The 18,142-nt window shown below is 43.3% G+C and carries 13 protein-coding genes; 10 read left to right on the top strand and 3 right to left on the bottom strand.

Going from position 1 to position 18,142, the window contains the following annotated elements:
* Positions 1-23 precede the first annotated feature (23 nt).
* Both G9X62_RS07305 and G9X62_RS07310 read left to right on the top strand, forming a co-directional pair.
* Positions 24-833 (top strand): DUF4292 domain-containing protein, encoded by an 810-nt coding sequence (locus tag G9X62_RS07305; protein WP_223130078.1) that lies wholly within the window; start codon positions 24-26, stop codon positions 831-833.
* Entirely contained in the window at positions 830-2,230 is a 1,401-nt protein-coding gene (locus tag G9X62_RS07310) for a murein hydrolase activator EnvC family protein (RefSeq protein WP_223130079.1), read from the top strand. The genes G9X62_RS07305 and G9X62_RS07310 overlap by 4 nt, the downstream gene beginning before the upstream one ends.
* Here G9X62_RS07310 and G9X62_RS07315 read toward each other — a convergent pair.
* Positions 2,227-4,545: a TonB-dependent receptor gene (locus G9X62_RS07315; protein ID WP_223130080.1), complete on the bottom strand. Its 2,319-nt coding sequence runs from the start codon at positions 4,543-4,545 to the stop codon at positions 2,227-2,229. The genes G9X62_RS07310 and G9X62_RS07315 overlap by 4 nt on opposite strands.
* Positions 4,546-4,750: 205 nt before the next feature.
* On the opposite strand from G9X62_RS07315, the gene G9X62_RS07320 reads away from it, so the two are divergent.
* The 5 genes from G9X62_RS07320 (at position 4,751) to G9X62_RS07340 (ending at position 9,311) form a co-directional block, all read left to right on the top strand.
* Positions 4,751-5,254 (top strand): RNA polymerase sigma factor, encoded by a 504-nt coding sequence (locus tag G9X62_RS07320; RefSeq protein ID WP_223131829.1) that lies wholly within the window; start codon positions 4,751-4,753, stop codon positions 5,252-5,254.
* 130 nt (positions 5,255-5,384) lie between these two features.
* On the top strand, positions 5,385-6,854 hold the full coding sequence (locus tag G9X62_RS07325) for a phytoene desaturase family protein (RefSeq protein ID WP_390653982.1): 1,470 nt from the start codon (positions 5,385-5,387) through the stop codon (positions 6,852-6,854).
* Between the two features lies 1 nt (position 6,855).
* Positions 6,856-7,674: a phytoene/squalene synthase family protein gene (locus G9X62_RS07330; protein WP_223130081.1), complete on the top strand. Its 819-nt coding sequence runs from the start codon at positions 6,856-6,858 to the stop codon at positions 7,672-7,674.
* 1 nt (position 7,675) lies between these two features.
* Positions 7,676-8,389, top strand: coding sequence for a sulfite exporter TauE/SafE family protein (locus G9X62_RS07335; protein WP_261345502.1), 714 nt, complete (start codon positions 7,676-7,678; stop codon positions 8,387-8,389).
* A gap of 10 nt (positions 8,390-8,399) precedes the next feature.
* Positions 8,400-9,311, top strand: a complete 912-nt coding sequence (locus G9X62_RS07340; RefSeq protein ID WP_223130082.1) for an ion channel — start codon at positions 8,400-8,402, stop codon at positions 9,309-9,311.
* A gap of 31 nt (positions 9,312-9,342) precedes the next feature.
* Here the strand turns inward: G9X62_RS07340 and G9X62_RS07345 are convergent, their stop codons facing one another.
* Positions 9,343-11,685 (bottom strand): M1 family metallopeptidase, encoded by a 2,343-nt coding sequence (locus G9X62_RS07345; RefSeq protein WP_223130083.1) that lies wholly within the window; start codon positions 11,683-11,685, stop codon positions 9,343-9,345.
* A 144-nt stretch (positions 11,686-11,829) separates the two neighbouring features.
* On the opposite strand from G9X62_RS07345, the gene xylA reads away from it, so the two are divergent.
* The 3 genes from xylA to G9X62_RS07360 are packed head-to-tail and all read left to right on the top strand — an operon-like array spanning position 11,830 to position 16,331.
* Entirely contained in the window at positions 11,830-13,158 is a 1,329-nt protein-coding gene (gene xylA, locus G9X62_RS07350) for a xylose isomerase (RefSeq protein ID WP_223130084.1), read from the top strand.
* Between the two features lie 18 nt (positions 13,159-13,176).
* On the top strand, positions 13,177-15,675 hold the full coding sequence (locus G9X62_RS07355) for a glycosyl hydrolase (protein WP_223130085.1): 2,499 nt from the start codon (positions 13,177-13,179) through the stop codon (positions 15,673-15,675).
* Positions 15,672-16,331, top strand: coding sequence for a DNA alkylation repair protein (locus G9X62_RS07360; RefSeq protein ID WP_223130086.1), 660 nt, complete (start codon positions 15,672-15,674; stop codon positions 16,329-16,331). The genes G9X62_RS07355 and G9X62_RS07360 overlap by 4 nt, the downstream gene beginning before the upstream one ends.
* On the opposite strand, the gene G9X62_RS07365 is transcribed toward G9X62_RS07360, so the two are convergent.
* On the bottom strand, positions 16,332-18,134 hold the full coding sequence (locus G9X62_RS07365; protein WP_223130087.1) for a glycosyltransferase: 1,803 nt from the start codon (positions 18,132-18,134) through the stop codon (positions 16,332-16,334).
* Positions 18,135-18,142: the final 8 nt, after the last annotated feature.

The following is an 18,142-nucleotide window of genomic DNA, read 5'->3' on the forward strand; positions in this document are numbered from 1 at the left end:
TTTTGTTACCAAAATTCCTCCTTATGCGGATTCTTTTCAGTCTTGTTATGCTTTCCATCTTAGGTGCCTGTGCTCCTAAGGCGACGGTAGCTCCGACGAATTCCGTACAAGTAGATACCATTCAGGTAGATTCTACTCCCGCAGTTGCCCCAGTGGCTCCTGTTGAAATAGCGGATCAACAGTCTGCTTCTGATGATTTGAATTTCACTTATCTGAAGGCGAAATCGAAAGTGATGTGGAAAACGCGCTCGAACACGGACAACTACATTGTGGACATTCGGATGAAAAAAGATAGTATCATCTGGGCGAACATTTCCGTATCGATGATTTCAGGCGCGGCGGTTTTATTCACCAAAGACCGTGTTCAATTTTACCACAAGATTAATAACGAATACACGAATCTAACCTACGATAGTCTGAGCACGAGTTTAGGCTTCAAAGTGAGCTATGATTTGATCCAAAACATGATTGTGGGGAACCAACCTTACAAGAAAAACAATACGCGTCGCGTAGTTCGCGAGAATGAAAATTTCTTGATAAAACAGCAAGAGGGGCACGTGGAGGTCAATAATTGGGTGGGACCTAACCGCAAACTGAAGAAATTGTCAGTTAGTGATTTGCCTTCTTCGAACAAAATGACCTTGGATTATGAGGATTTTGCGAACTTGAATTCAGCCATATTCCCTTTCTCGAGTTCGATCACGCTAGATGTGAAAAACAAAGAAAATCAGGTGAACCAGACCTTGATTACAATTAAATATTCTAAAGTGGAGTTGTTAGACACGCCCTTGGAGTTTCCTTTTAAAGTACCCGCCAAACTATTAAAGCATTGAAATACCTTTTCCTTCTATTCGCGTTCCTTTTAACAAGTTCATCTTTCGCACAGTCAGATAAGAAAGCTGCTTTAGAGCAGCAGAAGAAAGATAATTTGTCCAAAATCAAGGAACTTAATTCCATCATTTCCCGTACTTCGAAGAAGAAAAATGCGTCGATTGGAAAGTTAAACGTATTGAAAGAGCAGATTGGCGTTCAGAAAAAACAGATTAGCGTTCTTGAGCAAAACCAACAGATTCTTGCGGAAGAAGCACAAAAACTACGCGAGGAAGGGGATGTGCTAAAAGCAAAATTAGAGCGATTAAAGAAAGAATATGCTTTGATGATTTATGAAGCTCAAAAAACATCTTCAGTGTACAACAAGATGAGCTTTCTGTTGCTATCGAATGATATTGGTGAATTCGTACGCCGTTTTGACTACCTGCGTCATTATTCTGCCAATCGAAAGAAACAGGCTGACTTGATTTACAAGACCCGTCAAGATTTAATGACGCAAGAGCAGAAGGTCGTTTACAAAAAGCAAGAGGAGAAGAAAGTGTTAGTGGAGAAGGAAGGGGAGAAGAAGAAATTAGAGGTATTAAAGACCAAAGAAGATAAGGTCGTGACCGTGTTGACTCAGCAAGAGAAGAAGCAGAAAACGGAATTAGAGCGAAAGAAATTAGCCGTTCGCAAATTGGATAATTTGATTGCTGGTATCGTTCAAAGAGAGATCCAAAAAAGTATTGAGCGGGAGCGTAAACTTCGCCAAGCCCGCCAAGTTAAAAAGGTAGAAGTGGCTAAACCTGCGTTGCCTGAGTTGAAGAAAGGAGAAACGACTAAGATCTTAGCTGAAAAACAACCAGAGAAAAAAGAGTCACCTAAAGAAGAGAAAAAAGCGGCAGTTGCTGAAGCTAAGAAGCCTAAAGCAGAGCCAGCTCCTGCTCCTGTAGAAGAAAAAAAGATTGAAAGTAATACCTATTATATGAATGCGGATGAGGCGAAATTAGCGAGCTCTTTCGCTGCTTTGCGTGGTCGCATGCCATTTCCGGTTCCATCGGGATTTATTTCGGATCACTTTGGCGTACATAAACACCCTTTGTTAAAAGGGGTGATGATCAATAATAATGGGATTGATATCCAAACCTCACCGGGTTCACCTGTACATTCCGTTTATGATGGGGTTGTGCAATCGGTCGTGAATATTCCAGGTATTAATATGGTAGTAGCTATTCAGCACGGGGATTATTTCACTGTGTATAGTAAACTAGCGAATGTTTCTGTCAGTGTGGGAACTCGGGTACGAACGGGTCAACGCATTGGTTCTGTAGCCTCGGATGAGGATGGGACGGCGGAGATAAATTTCCAGGTTTGGAAGAATACGGTACGTCAAAACCCAGAATCCTGGCTTCGTCGCTAAATCGAATACGACACTTTTAGGCTAATGTTGCGACCTTGGTCGTCTGCATAATAACGGAAGCGATTCAAGTAATCGCGGTATGCCGCGTTCAATGCATTCGAGACGCGCAGGTTTACATCAAAACGACGCATTTTAATTCCCCAATTTAGGTTTACTAAAAAATAGCCGGCAGGCGGTTCTGCATAATCGGATCCTTTTTCCACCCGCTTCTGCTTGGATACTTGAGTAACACCTCCACTTATATAGGCATTATTTTTCTTGAAAGCATAGCGAACGAGATACTCAAATCGATCTGCCGGAATATTGACCATATACTGATCATTTTGGGTGTCAAATGCCCGGACTAAACTTGTCTTTTGTTGGATAGAAATGCGAGAGCTTACCGCATAGCTTGCTTGGAAGTCAACACCTTGGAATCGAGCGTCAATTTGCTGATAAGTAAAAATAGGGAAAACACCCCTAACGGTTGTGGCATAAACGGCGACGCCATTCACAACTTCAGGTCTCAGGTAAATGAAATTGTGAATATGATTCGAATATAACCCGAGTTCAATATCCCAACGTTCCGGTTTAAAATTAGTGCTTAGGCTGAAGTTTGTTCCCGTTTCTCCCTTTAAGTTAGGGTCTCCTATCTCGTAGGCCCCAGCTCCGTGGTGAACCCCGTTTGAGAATAACTCATTTCCACCAGGAGCTCGGAAAGCTCGAGAAATGGTTAATTGAGATTCAGTTAATGGATCCCAGTGGTATTTTAATCCAATACTGCCCGAAAATCCACTAAATATCTGTTTATTCCGTAAAATGGTAGGAGAAAAATTAGCTTTAGGGCGATGCGTTTCAATTTCTTTTGCATCAAATCGAAGCCCTGCTTCTAATTCCCATTTTTCAGTGGCTCTTCTTTCTATCGCAAAAAAGCCGATGTTTTGAAGGGAATAATTTGGTAAAAGACTGGTGGTTAAGGTAGGGTTAGGGACTCTATTGCCAGAGGTGATGTTTCCCTGGTCTAGGTAGGTGAACCCTATTTGGCCTTTCCAACTTTTATTTGAGTTCGTTTCATCATAGAGGAATTCACCACTATGGGTATTTAAATTGAAACGAAGGGTATTAATATTTTTTCCTGCTCTTAATACATCTAATTCCCAGCGTTCGTCTGACTGTGCTGCAGCCGTAGCGCGAAGGGTAGCGCCGTTTGGTAGGTGGTAGTAGGCTTTGATTTTGGCCATATCATGCCAGACATCCTGGTTAGGGCGATCAATTCTGCGGATAAATTCATCAGGCGTAAAAGCCTTTAAAGGTCTATCCCGCGCAATAGATCGTTCTAAATCTGATATATTACCGATATGAGACCCTTCATAGATACCTATAACCGTGTGGAAGCGACTTACAAAAGCTTCGGCTCCCCATAAATTCGATTTATAGCCTGCTGCAAGGGACACATTTTCCTCTTTTAAACCGGTATTACTTAAATAGTAATCTGCTGTATGTACATTTCCGCCATCTTTCAAGGTGCCTTGTACACGCCAGCCCCAGCCCTTTTTACGCGGGATACCGCCTTCTAAAAGACCAGATAAAACCCCTTGTCTGCCATTGCTGAAATAAATACTTTGCAAGGAACCGTGAATAGCGGAGCTGTCCGGAAGCGCATCAGGTTCTAACATCACGATGCCACCTATTGCATCGCCACCGTATCGAAGTCCACCTGGGCCTTTGATTACTTGGATGTTTTTAGAAACAAATGGGTCAATTTCTGGAGCGTGCTCACTACCCCAGTTTTGGCCTTCTTGTCTAACACCTTGATTTAAAATAATGACTCGACTCGAATGTAGTCCATGAATCACCGGTTTTGAAACGGAGCTGCCTGTTTGCAGACTTTGAACGCCTGTTAGGCCTTTTAACATTTCTCCCAGGGATAAACCGTCCTTCTGAGAGCGTTCCTCCACACTTAATGACGTTCTAGATTGTGAAGTAATTTCTTGCTTTCTTCCTTGTACGAATACCTCTTGTAAATGTTCATCATGTGTGCTTAAAAGGAAATCTTCCTCTTTTTCATCCTCCAGATTGATGATTGTCTCTATCGGATCAAAGCTAGCCATTTGACAAACTAGGGTGTAGGTACCTGGACAAAGATCGCTTAAAATGAATTGGCCTTTTGCGTCCGAAATAGTCGCTTTGTTTAATCCTTTAATGTAAACATAGGCGCCAGGAACTTTTTCTTTATTCTCTTTAGAGGCTACAATGCCCTTTAATGTACAGTGGCAATTCGTTTGTGCGAAGCCATTGAAAGAAAGGAATGCCAGAAGAATAAATAGGTGTTTCATGTAGTTAATAGGGTTTAAAGATAGGTTAAATCCCCCTTTTATGCGAATCTTCTTTTACCTAAACGATTAATCGTTTTTGTGTGGCGATGAACAGGGTTATTTTGACTATAAAATTTTTTGTTTAATCTTTTTTAATTTTTTTTGAACAAATTATTTGTTTTGTTTAATCTTTTTATAAATTTGTTGAACAAAATAGATGATCAATATGACAGCTCTTGAGTTTACTTACCAAATAGGCACTTTTTCGAAGTTTTTGCGCCCTTTCGCGTTGCGTTTGACCAAAGACGGAGATGATGCAAACGACTTAGTTCAAGATACCTTAGTAAAGGCTTTTACAAATCGGGATAAATACCAGGACGGAACAAACTTGAAGGCTTGGTTATTCACTATTATGAAGAACACGTTTATTACCCAATACCAACGAATGGTACGTCGTAATACGTTCATTGATACAACAGATAATTTACACTTCATCAACTCAATGGAATCACTGCAGGAAAACACTGCAGTGAACTCCTTTATCAGTGAGGATATTCATTCCGCCCTGGCAAAAATCGACTCTATGTACCGCGTACCTTTCATGATGTATTTTGAGGGGTTCAAATATCATGAAATCGCGGAAGAGTTAGATTTGCCAATAGGGACGGTTAAAAATAGAATTTTTATGGCAAGACGTGATTTGAAGAATCATCTTCACATGTATGCATAAGAGTTTATAATGGTTTTGATTAGTTTTTTGGTTAACAGAAGGAAGTTAAAAAGCCAGATTTTATCTGGCTTTTTCTTTTTAGGCTTTGGGCCAAAAGAAAGATCGGTATATTTGTTAAATTAGAAGAATTATGAAGAAGGTTATCGTCATAGGGGCAGGGTTTTCGGGCCTATCAGCAGCAACTGAATTAGCTTCGAAAGGATATGAGGTCCAAATTTTAGAAAAGAATGATCACGCAGGTGGTCGCGCACGTGTTTTCCAATCGGATGGATTCACCTTTGATATGGGGCCATCCTGGTATTGGATGCCGGATATTTTTGAAACGTATTTTAATCGTTTCGGGAAAAAACCATCAGATTATTATGATTTAGTTCGCTTGGATCCATCGTATTCTGTGATCCTTTCGGAGACAGAAACCATCGATTTGCCAGCGAATTATGCTGATTTAAAAACCTTGTTTGAGTCCTATGAACCTGGTGCCGCGGCGCAATTAGATGCGTTTATGGAGCAGGCGGCCTATAAATACAAAGTGGGTATTCAAGATTTTGTGTGGAAACCATCCCGTAAAATCACCGAATTTTTAAGTCTTAAATTACTCATCGACGCGATTCGCATCGACGTCTTTTCTTCGTTTTACAAGCACATTCGCAAGTTCTTTACCTCGCCTACTTTATTGAAATTGATGGAATTTCCCATCTTATTTTTAGGCGCGATTTCACAAAATACCCCAGCGATGTACTCGCTGATGAATTATGCGGAAATCAAATTAGGTACTTGGTATCCAATGGGAGGTATGCACCACATCGTCAAAGGGATGGTGGCGCTTGCAGAGGAAAAAGGGGTGAAGATTACGTATAATGCGGAAGTGCAAGGATTCGAGATCGTCAAAGGAAATGTAGTCGGAGTTAGGACGGCTGCCGGCTTGCAAGAAGCAGATGCTTTCGTAGCTGGGGCAGATTATCATCATGTCGAAGAATTACTTGGAGATGGCTTACGTAATTATGATGAAGCGTATTGGGATAAGCGTGTGATGGCGCCTTCATCGCTTCTGTTTTACCTAGGAATTTCAAAACGCTTACCTAATTTAAAGCACCACAACTTATTTTTTGACCGTGATTTTACTGTGCATTCGCACGAAATTTATACGGATCCGGCTTGGCCTTCTGATCCCTTATTCTATGCCTCGGCACCTTCAGTAACGGATCCATCTGTGGCTCCTGAAGGATGTGAAAACGTGTTTTTATTGATTCCGGTGGCACCTGATTTGGAAGATACCGAAGAAGGAAGAGAGAAGTATTTTGAACAATTAATGGATCGTTTAGAAGCGCATTGCGGCGTTTCCATTCGTGACTCTATCGTATATAAGCGTTCCTATGCACACCGAGATTTTAAATCAGATTACCACGCCTATAAAGGGAACGCCTATGGATTAGCGAACACGCTGATGCAGACGGCGATTTTGAAACCAACCTTGAAAAATAAGCACTTGGATAATTTATATTACACAGGTCAATTAACGGTTCCAGGGCCAGGCGTACCGCCATCCTTGATCTCAGGAATTGTGGTAGCAGGCGAAGTCGATAAAGAATTAAAAGGATAATATGGATTTATACTTACAAGTTTCCCTTGCCTCGAGTAAGTTATTGACGAAGGCCTATTCGACATCCTTTTCTCTAGGAATTCGAACATTGGATGAAAAAGTGCACGATCCCATTTATGCTATTTATGGTTTCGTTCGTTTAGCCGATGAGATTGTCGATACGTTTCACGATCAGGATAAGGCTGCTTTATTGCAGCGTTTTCGCGAGGATACTTACCGCGCGATTGAAGAGAAAATAAGTTTAAATCCCATTTTGCATTCCTTTCAATGGGCGGTGAATAAGTTCGGGATGGAACGCGAATTGATTGATGCGTTCTTGTATTCGATGGAGTTGGATTTAACAAAACGGGATTACAATCCGGAGGAATACAAGCAATACATCTATGGTTCAGCTGAAGTAGTAGGTTTGATGTGCTTGCGTGTTTTCTGCGAAGGAGATCAAGTGGAATACGAATCTTTGAAAGAAGATGCCTGTGCCTTAGGTTCAGCTTTCCAAAAAATCAACTTTCTCCGCGATATTCGCTCCGATTACGACGAACGCGGGCGGGTTTATTTTCCAGGCGTCGATTTTACGACTTTCACGGATGCGGAGAAAAAAGAAATTGAAGCAGATATTCAGTTGGATTTCGATGCTGGTTTACGCGGTATTCACCGCTTGCCTGCCGTTGCTCGCAAAGGCTGTTTGTTAGCCTATGAATATTATATCCGCCTTTTTGAAAAGATCAAATCCTTGCCGGCCTCTCGCATTAAAGAGGAACGTATTCGCGTCGCAGACTGGGAAAAGATGTTCATTTATTTTCAATTAGCCCTTCGTAAGTAGCGTGGAATTAATTGCCTTATTAGCCATTATGGCCTTTCTATACGCTTCCGTAGGACACGGTGGCGCGAGTGGCTACTTAGCGGTTATGGCACTCTTTGCGATCGCTCCACCGGTGATGAAGCAAACAGCGCTTTTGTTAAATCTAGGTGTTTCGCTGATGTCATTCATTGCTTTTTACCGCCAGAGCTACTTTAAATGGAATTTGTTTTGGCCTTTTGCGCTCGGTTCCATTCCGGCAGCTTTTCTAGGCGCCCGAATACCATTAACAGATTCAACGTATAAGCAGATTTTAGGGGCCTGTCTCTTTTTAGCGGTCATTCGGATGGTGATCTCGTTGAAAGAGGGAACACGAAGAAGTTTGCCTGCTGTCATAGGTGTTATTACGGGAGCGGTCATCGGTTTACTCTCCGGAATGATTGGCATTGGTGGAGGAATTATCCTGAGTCCACTTTTATTACTTTTCCGCTGGGCTTCATTGAAGGAAGCGGCGGCTATTTCGGCCTTGTTTATTTTCGTGAATTCCGTTGCTGGTTTGGCTGGTTTGAAAACCTGGATTCCCATGGATCAATCTCAAATGTTGTACTGGCTAATTGCTTCCCTAGTAGGAGGTTTTTTAGGTGCCCGTTGGGGTGCTGGAATTGCGTCGAATACAAAGGTGAAGTGGATTTTGGCTTTGGTATTAGTTATTGCATCGCTTAAATTGTGGTTCGTATAATAGCAATAGAATGGAAAATGTAAATCAGGATACTGGTTTTGGAGAGAAAACCTCGGACATGGGTGGCCGAATGGTCAACAAGGATGGGAGTTTTAATATCAAGCGAATTGGAATTAGCGTAAGGGATCGAGCTAGCGGTTACCAAAGTATGCTGACGATGCCGCGTTGGCGTTTTTTGGCGATTATCTTTATTTTCTATTTCTTAATCAACTGCTTTTTTACAGCCTTGTATTGGCTGGCTGGACCAGCTGGATTAGAAGGTGTGGAGAAGGTGAAGTTTTGGGGAAGAATCAAGGAATTGTTCTTCTTTTCCACGCAGACCTTTACGACGGTAGGGTATGGTCGGGTAAACCCGGTGGGGGAATTAACGAACTGGATTGCAGCCATCGAATCCTTGATTGGATTCCTTTCTTTTGCGATCGCAGCCGGTCTTTTGTATGGTCGCTTTTCGCGTCCGAGGTCTTTTATTCGTTTTTCGGATAGCTTAGTCTATGCGAACTACCGCGAGGGCAAGGCCTTCATGTTTCGCCTGGTTTGCTACAAAGATGATCACTTGTTGACGAATGCAGAAGTGAAATTAAACGCTCGAATTGTCACGAAGAATCAGGGTTATCAATTCTTTAATTTGAAATTAGAGCGGAGTCACGTGGATAGTTTAGTCTTAAACTGGACTGTCGTTCATCCGATAGATGAAGACTCCCCGTTTTTTAATTTATCCCAAAAAGAAATCGTCAACCTCCAACCCGAAATTTCAGCTTACCTGACTGGCTTCGATGAAGTCTATTCCAGTGTTGTGGTGGCGCGAGTATCTTATGCCATTAAGGACTTTAAGTTTGGTTTTAAATTCCTTCCTATGTATTTCAGTCGGAACCAGCGGACGGAATTAGATCTTTCAAAATTAAACTTGATAGACCAGGAATAAAAAAAGCCCCGAGTGATCGGGGCTTTTTAATTTAATTCTTAGATCCGGTTACGGCACCTGCCTTTTTAGCGTTTTGTGCTTCTTGCATCGGATTAGGTCCTCCGCTATACGTTCTGCCTTGCATCTTGAATAATTGCACCTTCGTAGGTTGAGCTGGCTCACGTGGGAAAGCGTTGTCTTCCGTATCGATATCAGCGATTTCGTAGAATGGATCTAGTGTCCACTTTACGACTTTCTTAGATGTAGGGATGATTTTCTTCGCCGTCACATCGTTCAAACGCCAAACCTCCGCCGGGAAGCGCAATACCTCTTCCGTGCCATCTTCATAATTCAAGCGAACAATCACAGGCATGGGTAAACCACCTTTGTTTTTGAAGTTCACCACGTAGAAGTTTTTACCCTCCGAAACCAATTTCTTCTCGTCGTCATTTAAGGACGCCATGTAGTCTTGGTATTTCTTCTTATCTGCTTCCGTAGGAGCGAAACGATCGTAGGTATTGTAGAAGTCCGTCAAATCCGGATTTTCTTCCACCACGGTACGCTTGATATCTGTTTTGTTGCGAATTGCTGAGATGGTTTTTGCTTTCGCCTCTACTACTGCTTTATCTCCGGCTTTTTTAATCGCTGGATCTTGTGTATCAATTCCGAACCATTCCACTGTCTCAATCGACTGGTTTACTGGCTCCGTTCCATAGAACCAACCTTTCCAGAACCAATCTAAATCAACTCCTGACGCATCCTCCATAGTACGGAAGAAGTCAGCTGGATACGGTTGTTTGAACGCCCAACGACGCGCATATTCTTTAAATGCGTAGTCAAATAATTCGCGACCCATGACGGTTTCACGCAGGATATTTAAGGCCGTAGCAGGTTTGGCATAGGCATTATTCCCAAAATCCATAATATTCTCCGAGTTCGCCATAATAGGCACCTGGTTCTTCGAATCTAAACGCATGTACGGAACAATAGTCTGTGGTTCACCACGACGCGCAGGGAAGTTGCGATCCCATTCTTGCTCCGCTAAGTATTGGCAGAAGGTATTTAAACCCTCATCCATCCAAGACCATTGGCGCTCATCCGAGTTAATAATCATCGGGAAGAAGTTGTGACCCACTTCGTGGATAATCACACCAATCATCCCGTTTTTCACGTTCTCCGTATAGGTTCCATCTGCCTCTGGACGACCGCCATTAAAGGAAATCATCGGATACTCCATTCCACCACCCGCTGTGGCGTGGCAAGAAATCGCTACTGGATACGGATAAGCCACCGTTCTCTTCGAATACGAACGAAGCGTGTGCGCTACGACCATCGTTGAATACTTACCCCAAAGTGGATTACCCTCTTTCGAATAATACGACATTGCCCATACTTTTTTGCCTTCAACCTCTACCTGCATCGCATCCCAAATGAATTTACGCGATGCGGTAAATGCAAAGTCACGTACATTATCAGCCTTGTACACCCACGTCTTCTTCCCCGTAGGAACACTTTTCTCTGCTTTGATGGCTTCGTCTTGTGTTACGATTTCTACTGGGCGAGTGGCTGTTTTCGCCTGCTCCCAACGTTTCAATTGGGTAGCTGTCAATACCTGATTAGGGTTTAATAATTCGCCACCTGCACCCACAACGATGTCATTAGGCGCCGTGATTGCTACTTTGTAATTTCCAAAATTCAACGTGAATTCACCCTGTCCCATAAACTGCTTGTGCTGCCAGCCATATACGTCGTTGTATACTGCTAAGCGGGGGAACCAGTGCGCGATGAAGTAATTCGCGATATTCTCTTTTCCTAAAATTTCATAGCCAGAACGACCATAATAAGCCGTGATCAAATAATTCCAATCAATGCCAAAGCTAACCGAAGCACCCGATTTCAACGGTGCAGGTAAGTCGATGCGCATCATCGTTTGGTTGATCGTGTGACGTAAAGGGTTGCCCTTTGCATCTTTTACAGCTGTGATTTTATAGCCATAATCCTTAGGGTCTGTTAATTCTTGAAAAGCTCCAGCGCTGATGCCATTCTTGATTTCACCTGTTTTTGTGGTTTTACCAGGGGAATTTTTTTCAAATAGATTTTGGTCCAATTGAATCCATAAATACGGTAAATCATCCGGAGAATTGTTGTAATAAGTGATCGTTTCTGATCCGATGATCTTGCGATTAATATCATCTAGTTCCACTTTGATGTCATAGTCCGCACGTTGCTGCCAATAATCCTTACCTGGAGAACCACTCGCGGTCCGGTAGGAATTAGGCGTGGGTAAAGTCGATTCTAATTGCTCGAATCGGTTGTTTGCGTTAAATGAGGTTTGAGCTTTCGCGGGTAACAAGAAGATCGTTAACGCGACTAGCGTGAGTAGTTTTTTAAGCATGTTGAAAATGTTATTTTATGCAAAATAGTAATTTTTAGGGAAAAATGTAGCTGTGCTAATCTGTGCTAAAATATATTTGTATATAATAGGTATAATATGTAGTTTTGGGACTTTAAGAAGAAACAACATTAAGCATTATATATCATGAGTGTAATCATTGGTCAAAAAGAGTATTTCAAAGGCATCGGGCAAATCAAATTTGAAGGTGTAGAATCAGACAATCCTTTCGCATTCCGTTACTACGACGAGAATCGCATCGTTGCCGGTAAGAGCATGAAGGAACACCTTCGTTTTGCGATTGCCTATTGGCATTCGTTCTGCGGAGATGGCGCAGATCCTTTTGGACCAGGAACACACCACTACCCATGGGATGTGGCTTCAGATGCACGTCAGCGTGCAGCGGATAAAGCCGATGCAGCATTCGAATTCATTACGAAGATGGGTGCGCCTTACTATTGCTTCCACGATGTGGATGCGATTGATGGACATAATGATCCCAAAGAATTTGGTGATCGTGTGAAATTCATCACGGATATTTTTGCTAAAAAACAAGCAGAAAGCGGTGTAAAGTTGTTGTGGGGAACTGCGAACTTGTTCTCAAACGAGCGTTACATGAACGGTGCTTCTACGAACCCGAATTTTGAAGTGGTTGCCCACGCAGGTGCGCAATTAAAAGGTGCTATCGATGCTACGATTACCTTAGGTGGAGAAGGCTATGTGTTCTGGGGAGGTCGTGAAGGGTATATGAGCTTATTGAATACCGATATGAAGCGCGAACGCGAAAACTTCGCTCGCATGTTACACACGTGTGTGGAATATGCACGTCGCAATGGTTTCAAAGGTAAGTTCTTCATCGAACCGAAGCCTTGTGAGCCTACGAAACACCAATACGATTACGATGCAGCAACGGTGATTGGATTCTTACGCGAGTTCGATTTATTATCGGAATTTGGCCTAAACTTAGAAGTAAACCACGCTACTCTAGCTGGACACACCTTTGCGCACGAATGCCAAGTGGCTTCTGATGCTGGTATGTTAGCTTCTATCGATGCAAACCGCGGAGATACGCAAAACGGCTGGGATACGGATCAATTCCCGACGGACATTTACGAATGGGCGGAGGCGATGTCCATCATATTGAAGCAAGGCGGATTAGCGGGTGGAGGAATTAACTTTGACGCAAAACGTCGTCGTAATTCAACGGATATGGCTGATTTATTCTATGCGCACATCGGTGGTATGGATACGATTGCTCGTTCATTATTGATCGCTGAGAAAATTGCGAAACACGGCGAGATGGATCGCTTGAAAGCGGAGCGTTATGCAAGTTTCAACTCGGGTAAAGGAGCTGATTATGCAGCGGGCAAATTGAAATTAGAAGATTTATACAAAATCGCGATTGAGGTAGGGGAACCTGCTCAGATCTCCGGCAAGCAAGAATACTTAGAGAATTTGTTAGGCCGTTTTGTTTAAAAATACGTAATTCGAGGTATGAAAAGAATTATTTTTCTCCTCCTGTTATTTACCTCTAGATTTATAGCGACAGCAGGGTCATCTGATCCTGCTGTTTTTTCTACCGCTAAACCCTGGGCTTATTGGTGGTGGCCGGGGAGCGCGGTAACAGAAAAAGGAATCACACATAATCTGGAGAATTTTGCCAAAGCAGGTTTTGGCGGCCTCCACATCATTCCCATCTACGGGGCGAAGGGCTCAGAAGCCTTATTTCAAAATTATTTAAGTCCTGGCTGGCAAGCGAAATTTTTCTTTACGTTGAAAGAGGCGAAGCGTTTAGGCATCGGAATTGATATGACGATGGGTACGGGCTGGCCTTTAGGCGGACCTACGATCACAGAAAAAGAGGCGGCGAAAAAATACCAATTCGTGGATGGCGTATTTACGACAGGTTTAACCGGCCAAAAAGTCAAACGCGCCGCTCCCGGCGGAGAAGGCCTCGTCCTCGATCACTTCGATATGAAGGCCTTTGCCAAATACAGCCACACCTTTGTTCCCCTTTTAAAGAAATCCCATTCTCCTTTGCGGGCCATCTATAACGATTCTTATGAGGCCTATGGGTCGAATTATACGCCGGATTTATTTCCCGCTTTTCAACGATTGAACGGATATGACCTGCGTAAGCATTTCGATGTATTATCAAAGAAGAAGGCGGAATCAGAAGAAGAAAACCAGATTTTCGCGGATTACCACCGGACGATGTCGACGTTGTTGCAGCGTAATTTTGTCTTGCCTTTTGATCATTGGATTAATTCGATGGGCTTTACTTCTAGAAATCAGGCACACGGTTCTCCCGGTAATTTGCTAGACATTTATGCGGCGGCGGATATTCCGGAGGCGGAATTTTTTGGTTCGAAACCCTTTGATATTCCGGGTTACCGAGTGGATCCAGAATACGATTCAACGACCTTTGGAATACCCGATATTCGGGCGTTGAAACTCGCGAGCTCGGCGGCGAATTTGACCGGGAAGAAATTGGTTTCTGCGGAAACGGCGACTTGGTTAGGGAATCACTTCAAGGTTTCGATTGCACAGGTGAAACCGGTATTAGATCAGGTTTTTGTAGGTGGGGTGAATCACGTCTTTTTCCACGGCGCGACCTATTCGCCACCAGAAGTCGCTTGGCCGGGTTGGTTGTTTTATGCGAGTACGAACTTTAATCCCCAAAGTCATTTTTGGGAGGCGATGCCGGCGCTGAATAAATACATTGAAAATGTGCAAACGATGTTGCAGGCGAATCCGACGGATAGCGATGCACTTTTGTACTTCCCGATGGAGGATGTTTGGCATGCAAACAATGGTTCAGGTAAATTACATACGCTAGAATTGCACGCGAATAGTCGTTTTTGGCTGAAGAATACCTCTTTTGGTCATTGGGCGGGATTATTGCAAGATAAAGGTTTCTCGGTGGATTATATCTCGGATGAATTGTTGTCTGATTTGGAATTGACGCCTGCGAAGACCTTTAAAACACGCGCGGGCGGGAACTATAAAGTCTTGTTAATTCCAGCGGCTCACTACATTTCGGTGGAGACATTAGAGCGTTTGGCGAAATGGGTGAAACAAGGCTATCCGGTTTATTTCTTGGAACATTTACCGCTACATTTGAATACCTATAACCAAACTAAAGAGGCCAAAGAACGTTGGGAGGCTGCCCGCAGCGCCTTATTAATGCGCGTGCTTTCAGACCCGGCAGATCAGCTCACTCGTTTAGGCGTTTCTGTCGAGCCGATGGCTTCAAAGGGCTTGTCTTTTATTCGAAAGAAGACTCCGAAGGGTGCCGCTTATTTCGTGACTAATTTAAACTCTCGATTCACAGAAGGAAGTATTTCATTGAAGAAGTTGTCGGGTAATGTAGAGATCTGGGATCCTTTGACGGAGGTGAAAAGCTATGGTAAAAAAGGTTCGGATGTCTGGCTTTCGTTAGCACCCGGGCAAAGTGTGATTATTCAGCCTGTGGCTAAAATTCCTTCTTTAGTGGTATCAGCAGCTCTTAAAGTTCGAACAGAAATCGAACCGAAGAATCTTCGCGTTCAGATAGATTCTAAAACAATAGCATTGTCAGATTTTACCTATTATACCTCACTAGATACCTCGCTGGCTGCCACTCCATCTGCACGGTATACATTTGATGTAACCTTATCAGCTGATCAAATCGCTAACGCGAAAGTGCTTCATTTAACTGAATTGAGGGATATGGCAAAAGTTCGCATCAATGGGAAAGATATTGGGATGATCTGGTCACTTCCATTCCAACTCGCCATTCCAGACGGAATTTTGAAGGAGCAAAATCAAGTGGAGATTGAGGTGGTTTCGAATGCCGCGAATCGAATCCGGAAGATGGATCAGCAAGGGGTGGTTTGGAAGAATTTCTATGAGATTAATTTTGTGGATATTCGATACAAGCCTTTTGATGCATCCAAGTGGGTAATCGAGGAGGGTGGAATGCAAGGTAAACTCTATTTTACGAATCGATGAAGCCCTTTGTTAAAGCCATAACAGAAGCCTTGCGCGACCTAGCGGATGCGGATAATGCGTTTTGGATGCGCAAATACATGCGTGAAAAATACCCTTTTCTAGGGGTGAAAAAACCAGAGCGTCACGAGGTTTTCAAAGCTCTTTATAAGCAATTTGGATCTTCTGAAGATTGGTTTGAGGTTTCTACTGCCTTGTTCGCCATGCCAGAACGCGAATTTCAATATGTCGCGATGGAGTATGTGAAAAAGGCCAAAAAATCTTGGGATGCTCGATTGCCTGCTTTATTCGAAGAATGGATAGGCGAGGAGCCTTGGTGGGATGTGGTGGATTTTTTAGCTCCACAAATTTTAGGACCTTATTTCCTGCAATTCCCTGTCGAGAGAGACCTGTGGATTAACAGGTGGATGAATTCTGGGAATTTCTGGTTGCAGCGTTTTTGTTTGGTTTTTTCTCTAGGTTATAAAGACAAGACGGATACCATTTTGCTGGCGAAAACCATTCAGGCATTGAGCTCTTCAAAAGAGTTTTTTATACAAAAAGCCATCGGCTGGGCGCTTAGACAATATGCGCGAACGGATGCAGAATGGGTGTTGGATTTCGTCGAGAACAATGCGTTGGCCCCGCTGAGTAAACGCGAGGCCTTGAAGCATTTGTAACTATCTCTTCTTTTTAATGATCGCAAGCTCGTGCGCCGTATCATAATACGAACGCAGGTTTGACCAATCGAATGTATCCGCAATACTTTCCACGCGGTTACGTTGGGTGATGCGATCACGCTGCGATTGCTGAACGAATTTGAATAATAGATTCGCTAATTGCTCCGCCGCTTCTTGGTACGATTGCGTCTTGCGATTCACCACGCTCACGCCCCATTGTTCGTAATCGCGCATAATCTGCATCATATAATCGCCAAAACCCGAAAGATCCGACGTCACCGTAGGTACCCCGCGCGCCATACATTCCAGCGGCGTATATCCCCAAGGCTCGTAGTAGCTAGGGAAAACCCCTAAGTGGCAACCGCGCACAAATTGGCCGTAATCCAAACCGAAAAGTGGATTCGTAGAAACGATAAAGTCGGGGTGGTACACCACTTTTACTTTGTCGTCCGGGTTATTCAATAGGTTTGTCCGGTGTAAATTTCGGATGATATCGTCTTCTTGTTTTAGCAGGTGCGTAACTACTTTTGGTCGCGCATTCGTCTTCCAAGTTTGCACGGTTCTACGTAAACGCATCCGCCAATATTCGTCCACAAACGCGTTTAAATCCGGCATCTGCAGATCGCTCGAAGATGCGGAGGCCTTGAATAAATGTTCGCCTACTTCTTTCTCTATGGCGTGGCAGTTCTCTCTGATTTCGTCTAAAACTGCACGGGAATGCAAGACCTCTGGATCAATCGAATGATACGGTTGCTTTGTTACGAAGAACATGACTACCGTTTTCTTCGATCCCGCCTCTTTCATCTTGCGATTCAAAATAGCCAACGCATCTAGCGTAATATCGTATCCCTTATTCGAATATTCGAAACGTCCGGAGGTAAATAGATATAAGGTTTGATCTAGGTCAAAGGGCTGGCTTTGGAAGAAATGCCCCATCACGAAGTTGGAGATGCTCTCTTTGTATTTTGAGTGCAAGTTCTGGTGTTCGTGCAAAGCGGCAAAACGTTGAATGTTTAGGCCGTTTGGCAAAATTAATTCTGGAATGCGGCCTAAGAAATACTGGCATTCTTTGGCGGTAATATCGCTGACTGTGGTTAACACATCGGCTTTTTGAGCAGCGGCGCGCTCGAAACAAGCCTGTGCCTCGATGCCATAATGCTTTGCTTCTTTGTACCAGTCAAAGTTTTCAATGACATCGTAGAAGTTCGGCACATTACCCGCTAAATAGCGGCCCAGCATTGTGGCGTGAGTCGTAAAGACGGTCGAAATTTTGACCTTATCTTTCTTCAAATCCGGCAAGCCAGTGGACGCCATCCATTCATGGAAATGTGCCACCAGTTGCGTTTTATTTTTATTTTCTTCGGCCACCTCGGTTAAAAGGAGGCGAATCATTTCACCAAAAACAATTGTTTGGTCCACTAAATCCTCCACCCCTAAGGTCGAAATCTTGTGATTATCCCAAATACGTCCTTTGATCTCATTGACTTTAGGTAACAAGGTTTCCAGTTCAAAAAGCACGATTTTAGGCTTTCCCGTGATCAACCAATAACCATAATGAATGCCTAAACCTTTCTGGCGCAAGCTGATAATCGCGCGACCTAGCGGCGTTTCATCGGTAACCGGAATGGGTTCAAATTCAGCGGAGGCGGTTTGAGGGAAATAGGGGCCTAATAAGGCATAATCATCGCCCCATTTTTCGACCATCGAGGGTACTTTGGTCCTAATAACCGTATAAATTCCACCCACCTGATTACAGGTTTCCCACGCAATCTCAAATAAATATTTCTTCTTCTCTACTGCCATAATATCGC

Origin of the sequence: Aquirufa lenticrescens, from assembly GCF_019916085.1 — a bacterium.
Classification (GTDB): domain Bacteria; phylum Bacteroidota; class Bacteroidia; order Cytophagales; family Spirosomataceae; genus Aquirufa; species Aquirufa lenticrescens.